The 24105-nt window shown below is 52.0% G+C and carries 25 protein-coding genes; 10 read left to right on the forward strand and 15 right to left on the reverse strand.

Translation table 11 applies throughout. The features are described from left to right. The 4 genes from R5H23_RS12520 to R5H23_RS12535 all read left to right on the forward strand — a co-directional run. A partial coding sequence (locus tag R5H23_RS12520; RefSeq protein WP_317214621.1) for a hypothetical protein occupies window positions 1-692 on the forward strand: 692 nt, incomplete at its 5' end. A 262-nt stretch (window positions 693-954) separates the two neighbouring features. Further along, the gene (locus R5H23_RS12525; RefSeq protein WP_317215612.1) at window positions 955-1119 is read left to right on the forward strand and encodes a hypothetical protein; all 165 of its coding nucleotides are present in this window, start codon (window positions 955-957) and stop codon (window positions 1117-1119) included. Window positions 1120-1251: 132 nt separating this feature from the next. Beyond that, a complete protein-coding gene (locus tag R5H23_RS12530; protein WP_317215613.1) occupies window positions 1252-1521 on the forward strand; it encodes a hypothetical protein in 270 nt (89 codons plus the stop codon). Beyond that, on the forward strand, window positions 1518-1748 hold the full coding sequence (locus R5H23_RS12535) for a hypothetical protein (protein ID WP_317215614.1): 231 nt from the start codon (window positions 1518-1520) through the stop codon (window positions 1746-1748). Before R5H23_RS12530 ends, R5H23_RS12535 begins: the two co-directional genes overlap by 4 nt. A 435-nt stretch (window positions 1749-2183) precedes the next feature. Here the strand turns inward: R5H23_RS12535 and R5H23_RS12540 are convergent, their stop codons facing one another. The 3 genes from R5H23_RS12540 to R5H23_RS12550 form a co-directional block, all read right to left on the reverse strand. Continuing rightward, window positions 2184-3902: an ATP-binding protein gene (locus R5H23_RS12540; protein WP_317215615.1), complete on the reverse strand. Its 1719-nt coding sequence runs from the start codon at window positions 3900-3902 to the stop codon at window positions 2184-2186. A gap of 309 nt (window positions 3903-4211) precedes the next feature. Further along, window positions 4212-5471: a DUF4113 domain-containing protein gene (locus tag R5H23_RS12545; RefSeq protein WP_317215616.1), complete on the reverse strand. Its 1260-nt coding sequence runs from the start codon at window positions 5469-5471 to the stop codon at window positions 4212-4214. Beyond that, on the reverse strand, window positions 5471-5848 hold the full coding sequence (locus tag R5H23_RS12550; protein ID WP_317215617.1) for a S24 family peptidase: 378 nt from the start codon (window positions 5846-5848) through the stop codon (window positions 5471-5473). The genes R5H23_RS12545 and R5H23_RS12550 overlap by 1 nt, the downstream gene beginning before the upstream one ends. Before the next feature lie 883 nt (window positions 5849-6731). On the opposite strand from R5H23_RS12550, the gene R5H23_RS12555 reads away from it, so the two are divergent. From R5H23_RS12555 to R5H23_RS12575, 5 genes are all read left to right on the forward strand, one after another. Beyond that, a complete protein-coding gene (locus R5H23_RS12555; protein ID WP_317215618.1) occupies window positions 6732-8522 on the forward strand; it encodes a hypothetical protein in 1791 nt (596 codons plus the stop codon). Window positions 8523-8997: 475 nt separating this feature from the next. Then, entirely contained in the window at window positions 8998-9270 is a 273-nt protein-coding gene (locus R5H23_RS12560; protein WP_317215619.1) for a hypothetical protein, read from the forward strand. 7 nt (window positions 9271-9277) lie between these two features. Continuing rightward, window positions 9278-10258 carry an AEC family transporter gene (locus R5H23_RS12565; RefSeq protein ID WP_211498509.1) on the forward strand — a complete coding sequence of 327 codons (981 nt, stop codon included), beginning with the start codon at window positions 9278-9280 and terminating at the stop codon, window positions 10256-10258. Beyond that, complete coding sequence (locus tag R5H23_RS12570; RefSeq protein ID WP_317215621.1) at window positions 10240-10731, forward strand: low molecular weight protein-tyrosine-phosphatase; 492 nt, start codon at window positions 10240-10242, stop codon at window positions 10729-10731. Before R5H23_RS12565 ends, R5H23_RS12570 begins: the two co-directional genes overlap by 19 nt. Before the next feature lie 17 nt (window positions 10732-10748). Continuing rightward, entirely contained in the window at window positions 10749-11681 is a 933-nt protein-coding gene (locus R5H23_RS12575) for a 2-hydroxyacid dehydrogenase (RefSeq protein ID WP_317215622.1), read from the forward strand. Between the two features lie 5 nt (window positions 11682-11686). On the opposite strand, the gene R5H23_RS12580 is transcribed toward R5H23_RS12575, so the two are convergent. From R5H23_RS12580 to R5H23_RS12620, 9 genes are all read right to left on the reverse strand, one after another. Then, window positions 11687-12445, reverse strand: coding sequence for an NAD kinase (locus R5H23_RS12580; RefSeq protein ID WP_317215623.1), 759 nt, complete (start codon window positions 12443-12445; stop codon window positions 11687-11689). 5 nt (window positions 12446-12450) lie between these two features. Continuing rightward, window positions 12451-13293 (reverse strand): carbon-nitrogen hydrolase family protein, encoded by an 843-nt coding sequence (locus R5H23_RS12585; RefSeq protein WP_317215624.1) that lies wholly within the window; start codon window positions 13291-13293, stop codon window positions 12451-12453. Window positions 13294-13419: 126 nt separating this feature from the next. After that, window positions 13420-15501 (reverse strand): flagellar biosynthesis protein FlhA, encoded by a 2082-nt coding sequence (gene flhA / locus R5H23_RS12590; RefSeq protein ID WP_408874355.1) that lies wholly within the window; start codon window positions 15499-15501, stop codon window positions 13420-13422. 143 nt (window positions 15502-15644) lie between these two features. Further along, window positions 15645-15977 carry a flagellar motor switch protein FliN gene (gene fliN, locus R5H23_RS12595; protein ID WP_099213153.1) on the reverse strand — a complete coding sequence of 111 codons (333 nt, stop codon included), beginning with the start codon at window positions 15975-15977 and terminating at the stop codon, window positions 15645-15647. A 5-nt stretch (window positions 15978-15982) separates the two neighbouring features. Beyond that, on the reverse strand, window positions 15983-16654 hold the full coding sequence (locus tag R5H23_RS12600) for a hypothetical protein (protein ID WP_317215626.1): 672 nt from the start codon (window positions 16652-16654) through the stop codon (window positions 15983-15985). Continuing rightward, complete coding sequence (locus R5H23_RS12605; RefSeq protein ID WP_317215627.1) at window positions 16651-17664, reverse strand: flagellar motor switch protein FliG; 1014 nt, start codon at window positions 17662-17664, stop codon at window positions 16651-16653. Before R5H23_RS12605 ends, R5H23_RS12600 begins: the two co-directional genes overlap by 4 nt. 2 nt (window positions 17665-17666) lie before the next feature. Then, window positions 17667-19334, reverse strand: a complete 1668-nt coding sequence (gene fliF / locus R5H23_RS12610; protein ID WP_317215628.1) for a flagellar basal-body MS-ring/collar protein FliF — start codon at window positions 19332-19334, stop codon at window positions 17667-17669. A 164-nt stretch (window positions 19335-19498) separates the two neighbouring features. Next, window positions 19499-20221 carry a flagellar hook capping FlgD N-terminal domain-containing protein gene (locus R5H23_RS12615; protein WP_317215629.1) on the reverse strand — a complete coding sequence of 241 codons (723 nt, stop codon included), beginning with the start codon at window positions 20219-20221 and terminating at the stop codon, window positions 19499-19501. Window positions 20222-20234: 13 nt separating this feature from the next. Beyond that, the gene (locus R5H23_RS12620) at window positions 20235-21077 is read right to left on the reverse strand and encodes a hypothetical protein (protein ID WP_317215630.1); all 843 of its coding nucleotides are present in this window, start codon (window positions 21075-21077) and stop codon (window positions 20235-20237) included. Between R5H23_RS12620 and R5H23_RS12625 the strand changes: the two genes are divergently transcribed. After that, window positions 21076-21270 (forward strand): hypothetical protein, encoded by a 195-nt coding sequence (locus tag R5H23_RS12625; protein ID WP_317215631.1) that lies wholly within the window; start codon window positions 21076-21078, stop codon window positions 21268-21270. The genes R5H23_RS12620 and R5H23_RS12625 overlap by 2 nt on opposite strands. A 333-nt stretch (window positions 21271-21603) precedes the next feature. Here R5H23_RS12625 and R5H23_RS12630 read toward each other — a convergent pair whose 3' ends face one another. Genes R5H23_RS12630 through R5H23_RS12640 form a run of 3 tightly spaced genes read right to left on the reverse strand, consistent with a single transcriptional unit; the run spans window position 21604 to window position 24091 of the window. Then, entirely contained in the window at window positions 21604-21957 is a 354-nt protein-coding gene (locus R5H23_RS12630; RefSeq protein ID WP_046901138.1) for a hypothetical protein, read from the reverse strand. After that, a complete protein-coding gene (gene purH / locus R5H23_RS12635; RefSeq protein ID WP_064275084.1) occupies window positions 21954-23531 on the reverse strand; it encodes a bifunctional phosphoribosylaminoimidazolecarboxamide formyltransferase/IMP cyclohydrolase in 1578 nt (525 codons plus the stop codon). The genes R5H23_RS12630 and purH overlap by 4 nt, the downstream gene beginning before the upstream one ends. Continuing rightward, window positions 23528-24091 carry a metal-dependent hydrolase gene (locus tag R5H23_RS12640; protein WP_083956515.1) on the reverse strand — a complete coding sequence of 188 codons (564 nt, stop codon included), beginning with the start codon at window positions 24089-24091 and terminating at the stop codon, window positions 23528-23530. Before R5H23_RS12640 ends, purH begins: the two co-directional genes overlap by 4 nt. Window positions 24092-24105: the final 14 nt, after the last annotated feature.

Genomic DNA, 24105 nt, shown 5'->3' on the forward strand with positions numbered 1-24105 from the left:
CCACATTCACGGATAACGGCGCAAACTCACTCGGTGGCTCGTCCTCCCAGACCACTCCTGTATATCAGTTATATGTTTCTGACGGATCTGTGGTCACAGGAAATCAGACGTCCGGCATCTGGCATGGGAGCTGTATGACGATAGTTTCTCCTACAGATACGGTGTCTCAAAGCACAATATCCAATAACAACTGCTGGCAATCTGGTGCGATCAGTATTTCTGGCAGCTGGAATGGTAGTAATAATGTTTACAATACGTATGTAGGTTCTTCCACAACGGTCAACCTCAGTAATATTTCAAATGAGGCATTGACTTCGGTTACGCCGCCTAAGGGCGTCTTTTATATCAATGGTCTAGCTGTCGTAAAAACGACATTACAGGCTAGCTCTCTTGTCCTCGGAACGTCGGTTCCGGCAACAGCAGATGCCCCTGCATCCTACACCAATCTTGCATATTTCAACTCTGATCCGGCGACCCATAATATCCTGATCGGCGATGCAACAGCCGCTAACACATACGGCGGCCAGTTGCTTATGCAGGCTTATACAAAATCGACGCTTCTATCGAAGGTGAAGGGGGCGGAGGGCGGCATGGCTCTGTGTTCAGACTGTGCCGGGGGGAACGCGCAGCCAGTAATCTATTCTGGGGGGCAATGGGTTCCTGTCCTCCTGGGTACGCCTTTGGCGCCATAGTCGCAGCTGGCAACCCTGCTCTGCGAGCATCTTAAATTTTCATCGCTCTTATCAAAAGCCGTCCCAGAGGGGCGGTTTTTCCATATGTGGAGACACAGTTGTGGATCTTGCTTCATTGCTGAGGTTTGTTCCTCCAGCTTATCTCTTTTGCGTCGGTTTGATCTTGGTGGGCATATCAATCCTCTTGAATGTCTGCGGATATCTTCGCTCCAGAATTGCACCGCCGGATCCCGGTTCGAGGTGGACACGCCTTTACCAGATCATGAGTATTCTGGCGTTTGAGCAGAAATACGCATCTGCCATTTATAAGATCGGCATGACGGCCGTTCTGACGACACGGGCTGAAGCGCCGCTTCTAAAAAAGGCTGGCGCGGACAGTGGTGTGCAGATCCTCGACAGCAAGGGAAAGCCCAAAGCGCCGACCTGAATGAACCCTTCTGCCGGTCCTGGCTCGATTATCCTCATTCCTCAGATCTCCGAAGGAGGCAGCACCCCAGCTGTCAGACCGTCGGATGCAATGCCGCCCATTGAGGCGGCTTTTTTTATGGAAGAAGCACCAATGGCTTTTAGTTCTGTTACCGCCCTTGAAGGTCTTGTGAACCAGTCTCTGGGCAAGGCTGACACACCCTCGGTCCAGCAGGGCATCAGCGTCGGCGGTCTCGTACTTCAGGGGGTTCTGGCGGCCTCTATGTCGAAGCTGGCCGAGCATATCGATATCACGGCTTTCGATGCTGCTCTGACTAAAACGCTGGCAGGTGCCACGGAACTGGAGCGTGTCATCGCTGCCGGTCCGGCCGTTCAGCCGGCGATGGAAGCGCCTGCCCAGTGAGTACCGCCAATCTGGTGATTCTGGGCGTCATGCTCCTTGTGGGCGTGGCGTCGTCCCTCGGGCTCTATAAAGCCGGGGGTAAATCGCAGAAAGCCGATACGGCCGACCAGGACGTGAAAGATGCGCAAGGCGCTCTCGATCGGGCTTCAGCCATGGCTGAGGCTGAAGCGGATAAACCAGCAACTGAGAGCGATATCTTGGCGAGATTAAACAGAGGCAACGCATGAAGTGGATTGTTCTCGGGCTCGCCCTGACAGGTTGTACCTCTGTCCGCTATGTGCCCTGTCCCACCATTGTTTCTTATTCAAACGCGGACCAAAAAGAATTGGCCAGGGAGATTCAAGGAAACACACAAATACAGGTAGTCCGCTGGATAGGAGATTACATCGGCCTGCGTGATCAGGTCCGAGCGTGTAATGGTTGATAAGGGGGGGAAAGCGGATCGGCTATTGGGCAGAATAATTAGTCGACCGGACGGTTCATATTGAACAATCTTCGCGACGTCCTCCTGCCCAATTGTAGCCGGATGATGCTCGCAGACAGGCGCCATAAAACTGATCTTCGACTTATTCATTCAAAATCAGCTTATGGACGTTAGACTTTTTTGGAGAGATATTTCTACGAGATACCTTTCGTGCCTACTACGATGCATACATTCGTTGCTAGATTGCGCCTGAATAGATTTCCTCCAACCGAGCCAACAGCGGCTCGAAAGCTGAGAAAGACGATGCTGGAAGACTTTTCACATGCGTGGCGAATGCCGTCTTTTGGTCGTCTTTGAAATATGGAATCTGTGCGCCGAGCGGCATTTGCTTAGCATCGAGCATGCCAGCTGGTATGTCCGTGTCTTTAAAAAGGAGTTCGATCGATAGGGCCGAATTACCTTTGAGGCTTCGACTGGCATAATCCGCCCTGTAGGATGGAACCGGTAAGAGCATCGCCCATCCCAAACCTTCAGTATGTCGCTTGATCAAACCAGCCGATTCCGTTGTAGAAACGAGCGGCCTGGCGTTTTGGCGCCAAACCCCATTCCACTGATTGAACGCGCCATCAAAATCGAATAATCCAACGATCATTCTCGATCCCAATCGGTTGAACAGTTCCTGATCGTTCAACGTTATGGAAATATTGCGATCTCCAAGCGCCGCTCTGGTTTCGAAGAAGCGTGGCTTCCCCGATCTTAGCTTGTCCCAGGCAGTATTCAAAATTTCGCCGTCAGTTTCTCCCTCCGTCAGAATCAGCAAGGGCTGTACAGCCGTTTGAAGGAATGCCTCGATGTTGAAAGCGCGAACGGCTTCAGATCCGGAGGACGATGGGTAAAGAGGCGCGGCCATCTCAGTGACCCTGCCTGTAACCGGATCCTTCTCTAAAATGATCGGCTTTGCGCCCGCTGCCCCATGAACAATAAATGGCGAGTGAGTGGAGAAAATTATCTGAGGATGTCTGCCTTGAGCGTCGCTTAAAAGCGCCACATAGAAATCAACAATCCTAGCTTGCCACTCAGGATGCAAACTCAATTCGGGTTCGTCTACTAGTACGATTCCCTCACTAACTGCCTGAAGGTTCTGCAGGAGGAAGCCCGCTCGAAAAACGATCTGCTTCTCACCGGTACTCAGCGTATTGAGCGTGCTAGTCCTACCGAATTCTATAAATTCAACGCGTATTTCTCCGTTGCTGCGCTCGATCTTCTGAAAGCGTTTGTATGGAAACATCGCGTTGAACGCCTTCTCAAAACGTCCGAAGCGGACGTTCGTGACGGAGGGAGGCGGAGCCACACCTGGGTTTCTCTCTACCCATGCGCTCAAATCCTCCGCGTCAGCAGCACGAATATCAACAAGAAGCTGGCCAATCCGTTGGGCGAGATCTTGGCCACTTCTTTGCGATGTAGCATTTGGTTCGTCGAGCGTTAGCGTTGTTACGCTCCTCAAAGTTTGAACACGAAAATCGAGCGCAGCCTCGCTGAGGAAGCTTTTGAATACTCCTTTCCACGGAGAATGCTGAGAATCGATCAGAGATCTTACGGGACCGGAGGGAGTGACCCAATCGAGATTGGTATAAGGCCAAGGGTTGGGTATGCTATTGTCGAAGTTTAGGCTGGCGCTGACTACCGGTGAGGCGGGCGAGATTGCGCCATTTGTAGGCCCGACAAACCGCGCGAGATCCGTCGGCTCAATTTCCAGCGTCAAGCTGACCCGTCCGATCTGAGCATTTCCATCGCTCTCGAAAGTCTTTTGGATTGCATCCAAAATCGCAGTTTTGCCTATGCCGTTGCCGCCAGCAAGCACGATAAGTGGGTAGCTAGATCCTGCTGGATCCGTGAACGATACGACAACATCACCGATCCCCGGATGGCCGATGATTTCTACCTGTTTGATACGCAAGCGATTCTCCCATGTGACGTCATGAACGTAACATTGAGTCAAACAGGTATCTTCTAATTTCAAGGCTGCTGACCGAAATGAGAGCCGCAGAAACGTGCTTCCACGCCCACATATCGTAGACGATCAGAACGCACGCGGCACAGAACCTGATTAGAATGCCTGTTATGAGGCAAGATATCACTCACGTCAGGAGGCATCCCGCTCTCAACCCGAATGGGTTACGGAGAGAGCAACGTCTCATGTCCACGATTAGCAAAACAAATCGACGCGCTAAATGACCGACATGAGAAGGAACCGGACATTATAAACCTACCAACTTCGCACATTTACAATTTCACTGAGACGGGTTGTGTAGCGAGCAGAAAGCAATGATGTCCTGGGACGCCAAGTCTGACCCAGTCCCGTGGAAGACGGGCGGATGATGCCCGCCCCAAATCGCGCATTGATCGCATCCATCGCAGCCATAGCAGCGGATGAGACTTTCGGCTCTCGTATTGAAAAAAGCTGAGATTGCTGACCGGCCGGTCTAAGGTCAGTCAGGATCACGCCTGCTTTGAAATAGCGATAGGTTGGAAGCCAAACAGCTTCTGCAAGCTCCGTGGCATGTCGGATCAGATCCCGAGTGTCAGACGTAGGCTCAATCGCCGCACCGACATGCTTAGCGTACCAAGGGTCGCCATTATGAGGATTGGTTTGGATTAGAACAGATAGGTGAGCGGACTCCAGATGTTCGGCGCGAAGCTTTTCTGCCGCTCTGGCCGCGTAATGAGCAACGGATTCACGGATCTCGGACCATTCTGTCAGCATGCGGCCAAAGGTCCGTGTCGAGGCAATACTTTTCCGACTGGACGAAACATCCGAAAGCGCAAGGCACGACTGTCCACGCAGTTCCGCCTGGACGCGAGCCCCTACGACAGTCAGCAGATTCCGGATTGATTTTGGGTCCAGTGACACAAAGTCTGACACTGTCTCGACGCCTATCGACTGCAGTTTCTTTACGGTTTGCCTTCCAATCCCCCAGACCTCTTCAATGCTGGTGACAGCGTACCATTCCGCCCGGATATGCGGATCTGTTAGGTCACATAGCCCTTCCAAGCGCGCGTGATCCTTGGCCAAACCATTCGCCAGCTTGGCGATCGTCTTTGTTGGTCCCCACCCGACGCAGGTGGGAATTTTTGCCTCTTGCCAGACAGCTTCCCTGATATCCTTACAGCGCTGATACAAGTCACCTGGCAGGCTTGTCAGATCGAGGAACATTTCATCGATCGAATAGGGCTCTACAGCAGGAACGCGCGCCTGAAGAACCTCGTACATCCGGCGGGACATGTCGGCATAAAGGGCATAATTGGACGAGTACCAGACGACCGGTCGAGCTTCAGGGCGTTTGCGGGCGAAGTGCCAGGGATCGCCCATCTTGATCCCAAGGATTTTAGCTTCGCGTGTTCTGGCTATGGCGCAGCCGTCATTATTACTAAGAACCACGACTGGCTTGCGCTTCAGGCGCGGCTCGAAAGCACGCTGGCACGAGCAATAGAATGAATTGCCATCAATAAGACCAAAGACACGCATCAGACGTGTGTGCGAACCAAGCCGGTCGCTACAGCCCAGATTGAGACGTCGGTGTCATCATCGACCTGGACAGGTTTAGTAGCTCCTGATGGGCGAAGCCACCATCCATCGGGACGCTGTGTCAGCTCGCAAACGCGCAACTCATCTCCGACGCTGGCGATTACGACGACACCCGCCCGTGGGGCTAGGGCAGAATCGACCACAAGAATATCGCCATGCTTGATTCCTCTTCCGACCAGGGCATCACCTTCGACGCGGACGGGATAGCGGCTTGGCTGACGCAGATCCAAAACGGCCGTCATCAGGTCGATGGTGCCCTCGATATTGTCAGCTGCGGGTGATGCAAAACCCGTGGTGCGGTCGCCTTGATACGCCATGTTCTCCTCCTGCTCATCGAGAACAGAAAGAGAACAAAAAGGGCCACGTCAAATGAATTCTGAAATGAAATTTTGTTTGCTAGGAATTTCAGCAAGTTACGCGGAACGCCTTAGACTGAGAGGATCATTGTTTTACAATTTCCCTCTAAGTCATTGATTTTATATGGTGACATTAGAGCTGTATTAAAACGCAAGACTATGATTTTATTAGAGAAATCTATTCCTCTCGCGGACACCACACAAAGCCCCTCTTTCTCCACTCCCGAGTAATATTTTACATTTTCCCTACGCTTTACAGTCACGATAATTTTCGTATTTTCCAATAAATTTTTTATTTAATAATTTTTGCATACCCCCCCTATTCAGAGGAATTTACACACTAAAAATCTCTGAAACAGTGATAAAATATCGCCAAACTTTTAGTCACTATTAGGTTTTTACTTTCCATTCGCATCGAATCACTTCGGAAAGCCATTAAGATGGGGCCGGTTAGAAATTGTCCGCATTCCTTCACCTCTAATGATTTTGAAGACGCCAGTTTTTTCAGTACGCCGCTTGTCCACTCACCTTGGAAATTTCCGCGGCCTAAGGCCAAATTTACCACACGGTGCCACTAACCTCAGATGACCGGTTAGTATCGGCACCGTATCTCAAACACACCCACTTTGACGCAAATGCTTGTGTGAAGGGACCGACCCTCCACATGTAATGACCCAAAAAGTGCGAGTACGTTACAAACATGTGTTTGGCCTACTATGACGATCAAACGTGACATCAGCCTGCATTATAAAATAGCGATTGAGGCATGAGGAGAGCCTGTGACATGAAACTCGTGAGGACAGTTTTCATCGCCGTCTTATTACTGCCTTACACGAGGCATGCAGTGGCCGATCCCGTGAGTGCCGTGCCAAGCTGGCGATCTTATACTCCAGCTGGAAATCCGGAAGATCCTGTCAGGTCTGATGCCGTCAACGGGCGGATGCGAAATCCCAGCATTCAGGGCGGTTCAGCCTCAGGTCTTGACGTCACCACTTCCGTGGCACGAGCGATCGGAGCTCCGACAGCGCATACACTTGCCGATCATCTGGGACGCATTCTCAGCCCTCTGGATTTCGGCGCCAAATGTAACGCCGCCATTGATGATCATGTCGCGCTCTCGACCGCTTTTGCCTATGTTATGGCCACCGGCAATTCACTGACGTTCCCGGCGGGTCGGCTTTGCGTCAATAACGCACCAATCCGCATTTCAACCGGATCAGGCAATATTGTTGATATTAATTTCAACAGCGGAGGCGTTGTGACGACGACCGGATCAGATTTTCTGGTCTTCGATGGATCAAATGTTCCCAAGATGTCCGGCTTCAACATTCATGATGGCGTATTTTTTGATACGGCCGGAAAAGCAAAATTCGTGACCGTCCAGAACGCGAAAGAATTTTTTGGATATTTCCAGTCCAGCATTCACGGCATGTCGGTTCCTAACAAAGACCCACGTTACCCAAATGCTTCTGTTGTGTCTGCGGGAGCAGGGTCCTTATTCTACGGACAGAATGTCGGCCATTTCAGTATCTATAGAAACTACGGCTCGTTTTCTCGGGCTTTCACCGAGTTCACGGGCGTGGCGAAAGCAGTAGGAACAACTGGCGCAGACCAGTACTCATCTGACTCTGATGTCTACGATAACAGCGTTCAAGGCGTTTATACGCAGGGGTCGGTCGCCGTGCGTATTCACGATCATGTCCAAGGCATCTTCGTTTCTCGAAACAGGTTCCTGACATTCGGGTACGGGGTGTACATGGCTCCAGCAGATCATACTGGATCCGAAGGTATGGAGATTGTAGATAACGGCCTGAATGTGAAATATGGCGGTATCTGGATTCAGGGCGGCTTAAATATCGTCTCACGAAATAACCTGCAGGCCGCAGCTAACCGGTCTTTTATCGGCTACTCAATCGGTAGCGCGACGGCTTCGAGCGTATATTCCGTGATTACGGACAATGGTGCGAATTCTCTGGGTGGACAACCAACCCAGACAACACCTGTCTACCAATTATACGTGTCAGACGGTTCAATTGTGACTGGAAATCAGACGTCTGGCATCTGGCATGGCACCTGCATGATTATCACCACCCCGGCAGATACAGTATCCCAGACTACAATATCTAATAATAACTGCTGGCAATCTGGTGCGATCAGTATTTTTGGTGGCTGGAACGGCAATAACAATATTTACAATGCTTCTGTGGGTTCTCCGACAACAGTGAACCTCAGCAGTACTACAAATGAAGCGATGACGTCGGTAACGCCTCCCAATGGCGCATTTTATATCAATGGCTTAGCCACGGTAAAAACAACACTGCAAGCCAAATCCCTTGTTCTGGGAAGCTCAGTGCCCGCAACAAAAACTGCACCCGCATCCTATGCCCGTCTCGCATATGTCAACGCAGATCCTATCACCCATAATATCTCAATTGGGGATGCAACAGCCGCCACTACATATGGCGGCCTGTTGTTCATGCAGCCTTATACAAAATCAATACTTCTTTCGAAGGTGAAAGGCGTGGAGGGCGGCATGGCCCTATGTTCAGACTGTGCCGGGGGCAGTGCACAGCCAGTGATCTATTCCCAGGGGAAATGGGTTCCCATCCTCCTTGGTGCGCCCTTGGCACCTTAGCGGCTACGGGAAATAACGCTCCAGACTTCCGCCCCTGGCCTCGGCTATGCTTTGGAAGCGCCCCCTAGCGACGGGGAGATACCACATTCTTCAAGGATTATGGCTCAATGCTCAGCAATTTCTTGCAAGTGGTACGCCCCAAACCGCCATTTTTTAAAAATAAATTCAGATAAGAATCCATCACCAAAGAAAAACAACCGCACCTTTGTAGAGAAATATTTTCAGAAAATGAGATAAATACATTTATAGTAAAAAATTTATTCCCATAACGGAAAACATATACTTACAGAGTAATAGCCTTCTCCGAGGAGTTTTCCCTGACGGGAATATTATGAGGAACACCTAACAACGCGTGCAACAGATACACGACAAAGGCAGCGGTCAGAAGCACCGCTAATAAGCGTCCAAAAATACGAAATGCCACAACAATTAGAGCGCATAACAGACAAAGAAGAAGAACCGTCTGAAACTGCCCATGTATCCCGATGCTACTCAATACGGCACGCGCAGCGACTTCCACAAAAGCTACGGCCGCGACAATAAAGCCCAGCAGCATCAGAATGAAACTGAGCAAGGTGTCAAAGATGGATTGCATGGTTCGCCCAGAGTGAGAATTGAAGCAAAAGCATTCTACAAAGACATCACCCGCTCTTTTTGGTCAATCGCTTCCAGCGGCAGGGATGGACGGATGATAACGATGTCATTACGAAAGAGAATAGCGACACCTGGAACTTCTGCCTTTCTATGAGCATCTCATGACTTCTTCGCCCAACCTGCTGCTCACGATCATCCAGGCTATTTTGCCCATTCTGGTCACACTGGGCTTCGGCTATTTCGCCGCATACCGTAAAGATTTCGATGCCCAGCAGGCAGGCGTTCTGACGCGACTGGTCATGCTTTATGCCCTTCCGCTCGAACTCTTCGTCTCCATTCTGAGCACGCCGAAAGCTCAGGTTCTATCTGCTGGCCCGGTAGCGGCGCTCATACTTTTGGCAATGGTGGGCGGATATGCTGCCGTTTTCAGCGTGTTCCGTTTTGCACTGAAGCGCCGACTGAGCGAAGCCGCCATCATTGCCATGACAATCACCGGTCCCTCGGTCCCGTTTATTGGTATCCCAGTTTTAGGGCAGATTTTCGGGGCTGCCAGCGGTGTGCCGATTTCAATCGCCGCCCTAGCGATGAACCTGATCCAGCTGCCCATAACCCTTATTCTGATGGGACACGATCACGGAAACAGACAGGCCCGCGATACTACGACGGAAAGACGCAACGAACTTCGTGAACTGGTAGGGCATCTTCTTCATTCGTGCCGTGAGCCCGTGGTCTGGGTGCCCCTGTTAGCTCTTGTACTGGTCAGTGCTGGCGCTTTCCTGCCCGTATTCCTAAAGGGATCTTTTCTTCTGCTCGGCCATACGACGGGAGGAGCAGCTCTGTTCGCATCAGGCGTCGTCCTTTTTACGCGGCAGGTTCGTTTTAGTCCTCTGGTGGGCACGATTGTGGGGATCCGCAACATTGTCATTCCGGGAATAATCTATGCTCTGGCTCGAGCGTGGCACCTTCCCCCGCAGGCCCTTCAGGAAAGTGTGTTGACGATGGCAATCCCAAGTGCCTCCATCAACGTTATTCTGGCAATGCGGTATCACGTTCTGGAACGCGAAATCGCTTCCGTCCTGTTTTTCGGAACACTGACTTCCATTGCAACAATGGCATTTTTCATATGGCTAACCGGCGCTTAAATAGCTTCCTCTTTGTCTGCACTGGCAATATCTGCCGCTCTCCACTCGCTGAACTTGCCATGCGTCGAGAGGCTGAAAGGCGAGAACTTGAACTCGATATTGATTCAGCTGCTATTGGACATTGGCACCTCGGATATCCACCAGATCCAAGAGCCTGCAAGGTAGCAAGCCAACACGGGCTGGACGCTTCCGCACTTAGATCACGCCTCATCTGCGAAGATGATTTTTACCGTTTTGACCACATCATTGCGCTCGATCACTCACATCTGACCCACCTGCAAAATATGCAGCCCTCGGACAGTAGAGCGCGCCTCTCCCTTATGCTCGACCATATTCCTGGCCGAGAGGGTGAAGACGTCGATGATCCTTATTATGGCCCAGAAAGCGGCTTTACGATCACCTGGAACGACGTTGAACACGCCTGCCGTGCCCTTGCGGACAAAGAGCTCGACACTCTTCCCTCCCGTCACTGATCAACAGGAGAACCGACTTGTCTATCAAACCTGACCTGCTCATGATCGACCCCTTTCCAGCCGGGATCGTCGCGCGACTTGCAGAGCATTTTAACCTGCACACATACAGTGACCTCGATCAGCTCAAGTCAATCGCAGATAAAGTCCGGGGGGTGGCCACTGGCGGCGGTTCAGGACTTCCGCGCCCCCTCATGGACGCGCTTCCTGCGTTAGAAGTCATCGCCGTCAACGGCGTCGGGACAGATCAGATCGACCTTGACGAAGCACGCCGCCGCAAAATTGGTGTTGCAACAACGCTCGGCACCCTTACCGATGATGTTGCAGACATGGCCATTGTCCTGACGCTATCAGTCATGCGTGACACGGTCTTGAATGACCGCTTGGTTCGTTCCGGCGAGTGGGCAAAAAATTCGCTGCCCCTGTCCCGCAGCGTGACTGGAAAGCGGATGGGCATCGCAGGTTTTGGCCAGATAGGGCAAGCGATTGCCCACCGTGCAGCAGCATTCGGTATGGAACTGGCCTATTTCAATTCCAAGCCACGTCCTGAAAGCGCCGTACGCTTCGAAAGTGATCTTAAGAAACTGGCTGAGTGGAGCGATATTCTCGTTCTGGCAGTCTCGGGAGGCCCTCGATCAGCCAATATGGTTGATGCGGAAATTCTTGAAGCTCTCGGGCCAGACGGCGTCCTCATCAACATTGCTCGCGGATCGGTTGTAGATGAGGCAGCTTTGCTGTCAGCTTTGCAAGAAAAGCGGATTGCAGGCGCGGGATTGGATGTGTTCCAGAATGAACCAAACATCAATCCTGAGTTCTTCAAGCTTGATAATACGGTCCTGCAAGCTCATCAGGCATCGGCAACCGTAGAAACGCGGACCATTATGGGCAACCTGATGGTCGACAATCTCATCGCGCACTTTGACGGTAAGCCGTTACTGACACCCATCCTGTAAAACAGCTACTCCAGAAACTGTTCAGCGATAATACGCTCGGACAAGCCGTGATCTGGATCGAAGAGGACCGTGGCATGCAGCTTGCGGTCCTCTTTGACAATCACCTCAGCCACATCACGGATTTCCTTGAAATCTGCGACTGCCGCCGTGGGTCGCTTGTCTGTGTCCATCAATGTCAGTCTGACTACGGCCGTTGATGGCAGGAGAGCGCCCCGCCAGCGCCTGGGACGAAAAGCAGAAATTGGCGTCAACGGTAAGATGTTCGCACTCAGGGGCACGATGGGGCCATGCGCGGAAAGATTGTACGCCGTCGATCCCGCAGGGGTCGCAACAATGACCCCGTCACAAATCAACTCTTCCAGCCTTGTCCTGCCATCAACCTCAATACGAATACGGGATGTCTGGCGTGTCTGGCGAAAGAGGAACACGTCATTAAACGCCCGCGCTTCAGACACCTCTCCATTAACTGTCCTCGCTGTCATATGCAGCGGATGCAGCAAGGAAGGCTGCGCATTTAACAGGCGTTCCGGTAGATCATCTTCATTGGGCGTGTTCATAAGGAACCCGATGGTTCCGTAATTCATACCGTACACGGCCAACTCAAGGCCAAGAACACGATGAAGCGTTTCGAGCATGAAGCCGTCGCCCCCCAGACTGACAGCCACATCAGCGCTTTCGAGCGGAACGTTCCCATAGCGAGCGACCAGAACTTCGAGTGCATCCTGGGCGGCGTCTGTTGACGCCGCTACAAAAGCAATTTTCATACCGGTCAGATCAGCTGCCTATTTGCCTGAATAGGCATACGTTCACGCACCTGACGCACCTGATCGACATCAAGATCGGCAGTTCCCCAAGCGGCTTCGCCCCCCAGTTTCAGAACAACCTCGCCCCATGGATTCACAATCATGGAGTGACCATATGTCTGACGCTCGTTTCCAGCAGCATCCGTATGCCAACCGGCTGTCCCACAGGCAATGACCCAAGCCTGCGTTTCTATCGCACGTGCCCGGATCAGGATTTCCCAATGAGCCTCCCCTGTCTGCTGTGTAAACGCAGCAGGCAAGATGATCATCGCCACATCTGCGGCCCGCAATGCAAGAAACAGCTCAGCAAAACGCAAATCGTAACAAATGGCGAGACCCGTCGGGACCCCTGAAATATCTACAACCTCTACGCTGTCACCTGGCACATAGTTATCACTCTCCCGATAACCATCCCCATTCGGCGTGACCACATCAAAAAGGTGAATTTTCCTGTAGCGTCCGCATTCATTGCCGTGAGGGTCAAAAATCAGCGATGTATTCGCCAACTTGTCTTTCCCCTCACCCGAGACGGTTTCTCCGATTGAGCCACCATGCACCCAAATGCCATGCTCTTTCGCCATTGCGCGCAAAGCCTCATACAACGGGCCGCCAGACTCTCCTGGAGCAGGGAGTTGCTCAGCGCTGGCATGCTTGGTCTCAGCCGTCCCGCCCAGGCAACTCCACACCTCTGGCAAAACCACCAAAACAGGATTTTCGGCTTTTACTGCATCCGCCACGAGATGCTGAGCCTGAGCAATATTTGCATCCCGGTCAGCCGAAGGAGCCATCTGGATCAGTGCAACACGCATGGTCGGTACATTCCCTTTAGCAATGACCAAAGACCATAAGCGATCATAAAGTCCGAGGTAAGCCCGAACACTTTAGACTCAGATGGCAGCTTGCAACACACGAGAGCCATGCACTCTCTTGGGCTCTTACTGAATCACCCCAACGGTCCGTATCTTTGCGCGAGTAGAAATTTCTGTTTGCGATAGAACCATGGTCACTGGGCGAATGCGTTCCACAATCATTCGTATAGGACGACGCATCCCCCCGGCGACAAGAATAACCGGGTTTTCACCCTGCCCCAAAGCTACATCCAGAGCCTGCCTCAGCTTGCCTACCAGTTCGTTCAGGCGAGATGGCGGGAGCGCCAACTGGCGATCATCTGCAGGACCAATCATGTTCTCTGACAACACGACTTCCCAATCGGGGCTTAGTGTCAAAACAGGAATATAGCCCTTTGGTCCGGTAACAGCGAAGCTTATCTGACGCGCCAAACGGGTCCGAACATGTGAGGTCAACGCCAGTACAGATTTGAGACCTTGCCCACAGCCTTCCTGAAGCGCCTCTAAAATACCCGACAGATCACGAATTGAAATCTGCTCCGCAAGAAGACTTTGTAGAACTCTCTGAACAACACTCACTGACACTTGAGACGGAATAAGATCGACAATCAGTTTCTGCTGATCTCTTGGCATGTCATCCAGAAGTTTCTGTGTCTCGGAGTAAGACAGGAGGTCGGCCATGTTTTCCCGAACCAACTCCGTTAAGTGCGTAATAATAACACTTGCTGGATCAACGACTGTGTATCCCTTGATGATCGCATTCTCTCGTTCACTTTGATCGATCCACAATGCTGGAAGATTAAATGCCGGCTCTCGCGTTTCCTCACCCTGCAAGTCTGGCAAACCTCCTTTTGGATTCATCGCCAAAATTCGACTAATCCGTACTTCACCATGTCCAATTTCGATTTCTTTAATTTTTACAGCATACGCGTCGGAAGAAAGCTGAAGATTGTCCTGAATACGGACGGGAGGCAGAATAAATCCCATTTCTCCAGCAATTGTTCTTCTGAGAACCTTGATTTGCTCAGTCAACCGCGCACCATCACCGCTCGCAATTGAGAGCAAATTAAAGCCCAACTCTAAACGTAGCAAATCTACACGGAGGCTTTCGGTAATGGGGGGCTCACCAGACTGCGTGTTTTCAGGAAGGCTGACAGCATCCTCTTCAGCATTCTGATCCTTAACAGGTGAGCGATGTCGCAACCACGCTCCTCCTCCTGCAAGAGCTGCCAAACCAAGAAAGGGAAGCGTCGGCAAACCAGGCATTAATGACAGGACAGCCGCAGAGCCAGCTGCCAAAGCAAGCGGTTTGGGGTTGCCGCCAAGTTGCCGCACCAAAGCTACGTCCGCCGCACCTTCAGTCCCTCCCTTGGTCACCACAATACCCGAGGCCGTAGAGACAAGCAGAGCAGGAATTTGCGAAACCAGGCCATCGCCGATCGTCAAAGTCGTAAAAGCAGATGCAGCATCCGCCACAGACATCCCATGACGCCCGATGCCGATGGCTAACCCTCCGACGATATTGATGGCCGTAATGATCAAACTCGCGATTGCATCTCCACGGACGAACTTGGCCGCACCATCCATCGCTCCATAGAACCCACTTTCTTCCTGGAGTTCTTTACGGCGCTGCCGCGCAATTTTGTCACTGATGGCGCCAGAAGACAGTTCAGCATCAATCGCCATCTGCTTTCCAGGCATGGCATCCAGCGAAAAGCGTGCTGCCACTTCGGCTATACGCCCTGACCCCTTTGTGATCACCATAAAATTCACAACCAGAAGGATTGCAAACAGGATCGCGCCGATTACGACGTCACCTCCCATCAGAAAACCTCCGAAGGCAGCTACGACATGGCCAGCTGCATACATCCCCTCATAACCGTGACTAAGAATAAGTCTGGTGGTCGCAACCTCCAACGACAGACGGAGCAATGTTGTGAGGAGCAGCAATGTCGGGAAAGAGGTGAAATCGAGTGGTCGCGTTAAAAACAAAGCGACCATCAGGACAAGTACGGATGCCGTGACTGAGAGGGCCAACCCGACATCCAGAATGAATGTCGGTAACGGCAAGACGAGAACTGAAAGCAATCCGGCAACAGCCAGTGCCAATCCGACATCCGTTCCGGGCAGCCAACGCTGCCCTCCTTGCAACCAGGCCGGCAAGGGCATTTTCTGAAAATAACCAGAGAGAGAGGTCTTTTTCACAAAGGAAGAAAGAACCCCTTCTGATGTGTTCATAATAGTAGTCTTACCTGATTAAATTTTTATCTTGAGAGAAAATATAACCAAAAGGTTAAATATTAGGGAATTTTTCAGTTTTTAACTTTTCCAGATTTAATAATTTCCGTCATGGTTACACCAAGTCTATTCTCATCAACCATCACGACTTCACCACGAGCTATCAGACGATTATTTACGAGAATGTCGATCGAATCACCGACTTTTCGATCAAGCTCCACAACAGCCCCACGCCCCAAGCGTAATAGCTGGCTCACCTGCATATTTGCACGTCCCAGAACGGCACTGACCGTTACAGGAATATCATAGATCGCTTCGAGATCATGAGCGAAGCGAGGCGGCTCTACAGACTGCGCCGATACTGCTTCGACGTCATCAAGATCGAAATTATTCTGTGTATCAGTCATTTCAATTATTCCGCGCTCACTGCAGGTAAAACTTTATCCAGAGAAAATATTTTCAAAATTTCCTGCACCAAGGTTCCCGCCTCTCGGCAAGCCTTTCCCGTCGCCCAAAAAATTCGAAAATCTCCCCAAGCCAAAGTGTCATCTGCACGACAATCAATCACTTCCACTCCTTCTCGCTCACACAACGTTAATAAATGCTGAATTTCCTGAGATTTAGCTTCTATTCTGATGCGCGCAGCCTCTCTGAGGGTTGGCATGATTTTATCAATCAATACATCCCGTTCTCTGGGGCCATAATTTTCCAAAAGGGATGGAAAAATTTTTGCTAGATGAGAAAAAATGGCGATCGAGGAATTTTCGGCTTCTTGCTGTGCAGATTGATCCATCTGATCAGAAATTTTTTTTATAATATTTAAAGAATTATTCTCAATACAGTTCTTCCACTCAGATTTTTCTTTTTCATAAAAATTTCTTTCGAGTGCAGACACTCGTTCTTTTTCCTGCCTACAGGCAAAATCTAAATCTTCGGCAGTGTAGAGTTCAGGTGTAGTTATTTCCCCAGAAGACAGATTTGAGACTGGTTCCGGTTCGACTGGAGACAAAACCGGGACGTCAAAATCTTCAGCGTAAAGAACTTTGGAGACCTGATCGCGGCGGTCGAAATCAGGAATACTCATACGAGCATCTCATTCGCGGCCTGTTCTTGATCCAGAAGTTCAATTTCCCCACGATCAAGGAGAGCTTTGGCGACAAGCAGAATATCACTCTGTGCCGCATCGACGTCCTTAACGCGCACAGGGCCTAATGCTTCAACTTCATCTATAAGAATACGCCCTGCACGCTCAGACATTGCCGCAAGAAATGCACTTCGCAGTTTCTCGCTTGCACCCTTAAGAGCAATCGGCAAGCTTTCGCGTGCAATCTGATTAAGCAACACCATAAGGCCCTCTACAGGAACCTGAGCCAATTCCTCGAAAGTAAACATGAGGCTTTTAATTCGCTCCGCATCATCATGACTGCGCTCATCCAGGGCCGTCATAAAGCGTGCTTCAAGTCTTCGATCAAAATTATTAAAGATGTCTGCGAGAACTTCGTGGCTGTCTCTATGCGAACCACGAGGAAGGTTAGAGACAAACTCGGATCTTAATGTCTGCTCCACGCTGTGCAAAACACCCTTTTGCACATTTTCCATTTTCAGCATCCGCGTCATAACATCCAGCGAAAATTCTTCAGGCAGCAAAGCGAGAACTTTCGCCGAATGCGCCGCCTTGATCCGGCTAAGAATAACTGCAACCGTTTGCGGGTATTCATTTTTTAAATAGTTAGCGAGCACTGCCTCTGAGACGTTTCCAAGTTTATCCCACATAGTTCGCCCGGCAGGACCACGAATTTCTTCCATGATAGCTGCTGCTCGCCCGGCGGGGAGCGTATTTTTGAGCAATCGTTCTGTTGTTTCGATATCGCCAATCAAAACTTCTGAAGACCCGAGGCTCCGGCTGAATTCGTGACAGACGCTTTCGACAGTTTCTGCAGAGACCATTCCAAGCTGAGACATCGCGGCAGAAATTTCTCGAATTTCTTCTTCGTGCATCTGCTCAAACAGGCGCGCACAATTATCTTCTCCTAATGCCATCATCAGAATGGCGGACTTCTGCGCACCCGTGACAGATTTTTCCAGTCCAATCATTGTTAGTGCCCCTCCTGTCTCGGCATCAGCCAACTGCGCATCAGTGCAATACTTTCCGTAGGATGCGTTTCCACGAGGTCTACCACCCGCTGAACAGAGGACGCTCGAATACGGCCGGAAACGCCATTCACGGCCACCGTCTCTTCGTCACTCTCTGTTAGAGGCACTGTGGCATCATATGGAGCAGCCAAAAGAGCTGTCGGGTTCCCCGCCTCAGTCGCCAGTGTGCCCCCCGACTCAGGCAGAGGAGTTCCGCCACTTCTTGCTTCAGATAGAAGCTGCCCGGCCGAAAGCCCGCCCCCAGGGGGACGCAACAAGGGGCGCACGACAAAGAAAAGCACCATCGATAGGCACAGAGCAAAAATACCGAAACGCGCAGCTTCCATTTCATTTGAGCGGCTCAAAATTCCCTTCAGAAACGTCTGTTGGGGCGCGGGCATTGTCGCTTCGATATCCGAAAACTGCATAGACATTACGGTAACAACATCGCCACGAGCCTGATCGAACCCAATGGCAGTCTTGGTCAGAGCCGTTAGCCTTTCCAGCTCCTGAGTATTTCGTGGCTGCCAGACATGTTGACCTTTCACGTCCGTCTGCATGGCTCCATCAACCATGACAGCAACACTGATACGAGAAATGCGTGGCTGATCCTGCACCAGGGTCCGAATCTTTTTACCAATCTCGTAATTATCCGTTTGTTCCTGCCTGCTGCTTTGACTTCCGTTCTGCGGCTGACCAGCATTAGCATTCGGCAGATTGTTTCCGACCGTCGTATTCGCTGTTCCTTGTGTGTTTATACTTTTATCATTCTTGGTTTGCTGAGAGCGAAGAACCTGCTGGTCAGGGTCGTAACTTTCCTGAGTTTCCCGCACATGATCATTATTCATCGCCACGGTCGCTTCCACCCGCACACGCCCTATGCCGACAGAAGCTCCCAACATGTCCTCAACTTCACGGGAGATGCGTTGTTCCAGCGCCTGCCGTTGCATTTCTGCCGTTTGATTACCATCGACGCTTCCCGCGCCCTGGCGCAGCAGGACATGCCCGCGATTGTCTACGAGTGAGATATTCTGCGCCTCCAAACCCGGTACCGCCGCAGAAACCAGGTTAACGACCGCCGCAATACTTTCCTCATCCAAACGGCGGCCGCCTTCCATTGAAAGAAGCACACTTGCCTGGGCGCCCTGCTCATTCGTAGAGAAAAGCTCTCTGTGCCGCAGAACAAGATGAACACGAGCATTGCGAACACCGTGGATCAACCGGATGGATCGCTCCAATTCACCTTCCAGCGCACGCGTCTCGTTGATCGTTTGCTCAAACTGCGTGGCTGTAAAACTGTTTCCCTTATCGAAAATCTCGTATCCGACCGAACCGCCGGACGGCAGGCCACTTTTCGCAAGAAGAAGGCGTGCTTTTGCCACCTCGTCATCAGGGACCATGATCGTCGCCCCCTGATCCTGCAGGCGATACGCAATATGGGCCTTAGCAAGCTGATCTACGATTTCACCAGCTTCTCTGGGGTCCAGATCTCGATAGAGCAGTCCGGTCGTGGAATTTGCCCCGTGCATAACCAGAACTCCGAGCAGCACAAGCAGCGCCGCCCCCACTCCCCCCAGAGCAGCCAGCCGTGGAAGGCCGAGCTGCTTCAGATTTGCGAGAAGAGCCTTCACTTAATCGCCCACCATACGGTCATCTGCGTACAAGCTTTTTCAGGAGATGCCTCAAGCCCTGCCCACATGCGCGTTCACCCTGTCCTGCTGCAATCACTGACAGACATTGTGGACAGAAAAGGTTAACGGGCGCTTAAAACGATAGAATTTTCCCCCCTGACTGTTCAGGCTCCTGAAAATCCGTCTAGATCACTCAGCGGAACAGTCGCACTTCCCATCTGCACGTTAACGCCGCTCGATGTCCGTGTCAGACCTGTAACGGTACCGGAAACTGTTGTCGGGAAAGATGCCGTGTCTCCACTCGCCCCGGCCCCTTCAACAGCTACGAAATACTGACCATCAGACATTTGTTGTCCGCTGTTATCATTGCCGTCCCAAGACCAGGAATTTGTCCCCGCAGTGGCCGTCATCGTGTCGGTTTTGACAACCTGACCGCTGGCATCGGTCACGGCAATGGCTACAGGCCCAGCCTGCTCCGCTGTAAATGTCATACTGGCCTTACCGCTTTGTAAGGGCAGCGAAGCGGTCGTGGCTGTCGTTGTTTTACCGACTAGCGCAATACCAGACGTGATTTGAGTGTCCTGCGTGGCAGAAATCAGGCTGGTAAGATTAGTATTGGTCTCAACCTGTTGCTGCACACCCGCAAACTGCGCCAACTCACTGGTGAAGCTGTCCGTGCTGGTTGGATTACTGGGGTCTTGATGCTGAAGTTGAGTAGTCAAAAGTGTTAAAAACTGATTGAAATTCCCTGCCATGGAAGACAGTGCAGCGCTGCCCACACTACTTGCTGTGGATGTTGATGCACTCGACGTCTGAGATGACGCACTCGACTTGGCCGCCGAGACAGCCTGGTTCAGAAGCGATGATGACGTGACAGAAGAGACCATTAAAAAACGTCCTTTAAGCGGTCAGATCAACAACACCGCGCAAAAATTTTCGAGGAGATACAGAGGCGTTCTCACTGAGATTTTCAGACGAAGTCTCAGAGGAACCACAAGCCGTGAAGGGCCGTTGCTGACCCTCATCCCGGCCAGAATTTGTCGGATAGTCTTGCGAGAAAGATCCCAGCAAACCAAAACTGACCTCTGTGGATATCACAGGCTGATCTGCGGAGGCCGACACGAGGTTCTGGTTCAGCGACGACAATAAGCTTTCTTTATTTGTAGAAAGACTACGCAGCGCCTCCGAATTTTCAGCCAGAATATGGATGTGGCGTTCACCCCCTTTGTCCTCAGCAACGGACATCCGGATCTTGCCGTCATGTTTCAGGAAAATGTCGATCTGGGTATTGAGACGCTGATCCGTTGCCTGATGAGTAATGACAGGGCCATTCAGGGATGACGGGCCGGCTTCGTCCCGCGTGGTGCTTGAAACGCTCGTATGCTCGGAACCGGAATTCTGTAATTCCGAGGACGGAAGCTCCAAGCGTGATCCGGAGGCCTCAGTATTCGCCCCCTGCAAGACGTGAATATTTTCTGCCGACGTGGGAGACGCCACTGTTTCAGAGACTGTCCTGTCTTCCTTGACCTCAAGTGGGTCTATCGTGGATTTCGACGCGCCATCAAAAGAGGCAACACCAAGAGACAAATCAGACATCAAACTCTGGCCGTTGTCGTCCTCTAGATCCGACGCACATTGTGCGAATTGTTCTGCGTGTTGCCCCGGATCAGGTTCTTCTGTCGTCACATGCTCGTCTACGACGTCGTTTTGCAGCACCGATGAAGACATTTCGGGAGCTTCCATGAAGGATGCATCCGTCGAAACTTTACGAGCGGATAACTCTGATCCGCGTCGAGCAATGTTAACCGGGTTCGGTATTTTCGAAGATTTTTCGGGAAGTGAATTCGAACGGACAGGCTGTGCGGAGACCTTCGTCGCTGCGCTCAAAGGTTTTAAACTTCGAGAGACCTCGCGGTTCTCTGTTGAAACAGGCTGATCCTTGCCAACCTCAGACCCTCTGTTTGTCTGAACGTTCTTTTCACTCTGCACCCGCGGCGTATTTTTACGAGAGAGAACGGCACAATCAGAAGACGGAAACCTCTCATGAACGTAGCTTTTCAGAAAATCCTGAAATCGTTCTTTTGAAGCAAGTGGCGCACCAACAGGAAACGTGCTGACACCAGTCGTCATTCCCTGCTTTGCTGCGGGCAAAATCTGCGACAATGACAAGCCCTCCAGCTCCCGGGGAAACAACCCGTAAGGAGAGTGGCATGGCAGACGTAAATAAAAGGTTTATACGCGGCCCTTTCAAAGAGGCCGCGCACAAAACTCAGTTCTGAATGTGATCGTATCCAGGAGAACCCGGAAATGGCCCTCGCGTAACTGCGGCTGGCGCCGGGCAAACTGGCGGAACGCCATCAAGTGCAAAAGCCTGCACTGTGTGGGTCGATGCTGCCACGAGCCCTCTCACCGCAAGAGGCTGTGCCAGACGCACACCTGCCAGAAGCTCTTCTGGAAGAATGACAGTCGTCCCATCACGCAGCATCACACCTGTAGGCGTAATACGGGAAACAATCCCTTTCGTGACGGGCAGCGGTGACATGTCATACAGACATGGCGCGGCCTCGGCGACCATCGGGGCGGAGAAAGCCAGAAGCAGGCTTGCGAGAGCGAAAGGTTTCAATGCCGGAAATGCCTCATGCCAGTGAAGACCATGGCGATTCCAGCTGCATCTGCAGCGTCGATCACCTCCTGATCGCGGATTGAGCCACCAGGCTGGATCACAGCCACAGCACCAGCAGCAACAACACTCTCAAGGCCATCTGCGAACGGGAAGAACGCATCCGATGCGGCCACAGATCCCTTGGTCAACGGGGCAGTCTCACCCGCAACATTTGCAGCATCTTCGCTTTTGCGAGCAGCAATGCGCGCGCTATCCACACGAGACATCTGCCCCGCCCCAATCCCGACAGTCGCATTGTTGCGAACATAAATGACTGCGTTGGATTTCACGTGCTTGGCCACTCGGAACGCGAACAGGAGATCTTTCATCTCCTTTTCCGTGGGCGCGCGTTTAGTGACGACCTTTAGATCGCTCTCAAGGACGCGGCCTGCATCCCGGCTTTGCGCCAGAAAACCACCGGCGACAGAGCGAAAAGCCAGCCCTTCAGCTTCCGGATCAGGCATTCCGCCAGTGAGCAACAGGCGCAGGTTCTTCTTGCGAGAAAGAATTTCAATAGCCTGTGCGTCCGCATCCGGGGCAACAATCACTTCCGTGAAAATCGCACTGATACGTTGAGCAGTTTCTGCATCCAGCGTTCTGTTTACGGCTACGATGCCACCAAATGCCGAAACCGGATCACAACGCAGCGCCGCGATCCATGCCTGTTCCAGCGTTTCAGCAGATGCCACACCGCATGGATTAGCGTGCTTGACGATCACAACAGTCGGCGCATCAAACTCGGCAACAGCCTCGAACGCTGCGTCTGTGTCATTCAGATTGTTGTAGCTCAGCGCCTTGCCCTGCACCTGACGAGCCGTGGCAATGCCCGCCCGTGTGCTGCCATCCCGATAGAAAGCAGCTTTCTGATGCGGATTTTCACCGTAACGCAGAAGCTCGTCGCGGGACCCACTGAGCGTCAGAACAGGAGGCAACAATTCGCCCGCACGCTCTGCGAACCAACGGGAGATCATACCGTCATAAGACGCCGTATGGGCATACGCAGCACCGGCATAATCACGACGCTCGCTCAAATACGTTCCACCCGCGTCCAGAGACTGAACGAAATCACCGTATTGCTGAGGAGACGTCAGGATCGTGACATGATCGAAGTTCTTGGCCGCAGCACGGATCATGGCCGGGCCGCCAATATCGATATTCTCGATACAGTCTTCATCGCCCGCGCCGGATGCAACCGTAGCTGCGAAAGGATACAGGTTAACGCAGACCAGATCGATTGGCACGATGCCGTGCTCTTCCATCTGGCTCAGATGAGCCGGAAGGTCACGACGTGCAAGAATGCCGCCATGAACCTGCGGAACCAGCGTCTTGACACGACCGTCAAGAATTTCGGGGAAGCCCGTATGTTCTGAAACATCTTTGACAGTCAGACCCGCCTCACGCAGCGCCCTTGCCGAGCCCCCCGTCGAAAGCAGTTCTGCACCGTGGGCGGCAAGCGCGCGCCCCAGTTCAATCAGTCCCGTCTTGTCAGAAACGGAGAGAAGGGCGCGACGGACGGGGAGTCGGGTCTCAGTCATGATGGAAATGCAATATCCTTCAAAACATGTCCGTGCAACCGCTGGTGATGCACGACGTAAGGAGCGTGACCACCAAATGGATCACGTCCCGCGAACCCTGCCCACCCTAATAGAAAAAGAGTAGGCAGAAGAAGCATGATCTCGCCCAGGCCGCCTGTGCGGACATAGGGCCAGAAAGACAGTCTGGACCGGCTAAGGGGTGCCAGAAGCTGGCAGCCACCGGTTGGCAGGTCAGCCGCAATGTGGGTGGCAACGCCCAGTAGAAGAGCGCCAATCGGGCCTCGCAGCGCACCTTCCCCCATAAAAGCCCCAACCAGAGCGGCGATCAAAAGCAACACAACGCCGGAATGCGTCATCCCACGATGACCAAACGTCCGCGCCAGAAAACGGGACAGAAATTTAACCCGGGCCCCAAGCATGGAGCGCTCCGTATCAATGTCCGGAAGCAGGCTACCCAGCAACCCTGTACAGACCGAAAAAGGCTCGGGTGACAGGACATGCCAGCGCATCGCACACAAAACAGCAAATCCGCCAATCAGGAGGTGAGAACGTCCAGTCACGGGTTCTTATGATC

The organism is Gluconobacter sp. GP1 (assembly GCF_032913585.1).
GTDB classification, from domain to species: domain Bacteria; phylum Pseudomonadota; class Alphaproteobacteria; order Acetobacterales; family Acetobacteraceae; genus Gluconobacter; species Gluconobacter cerinus.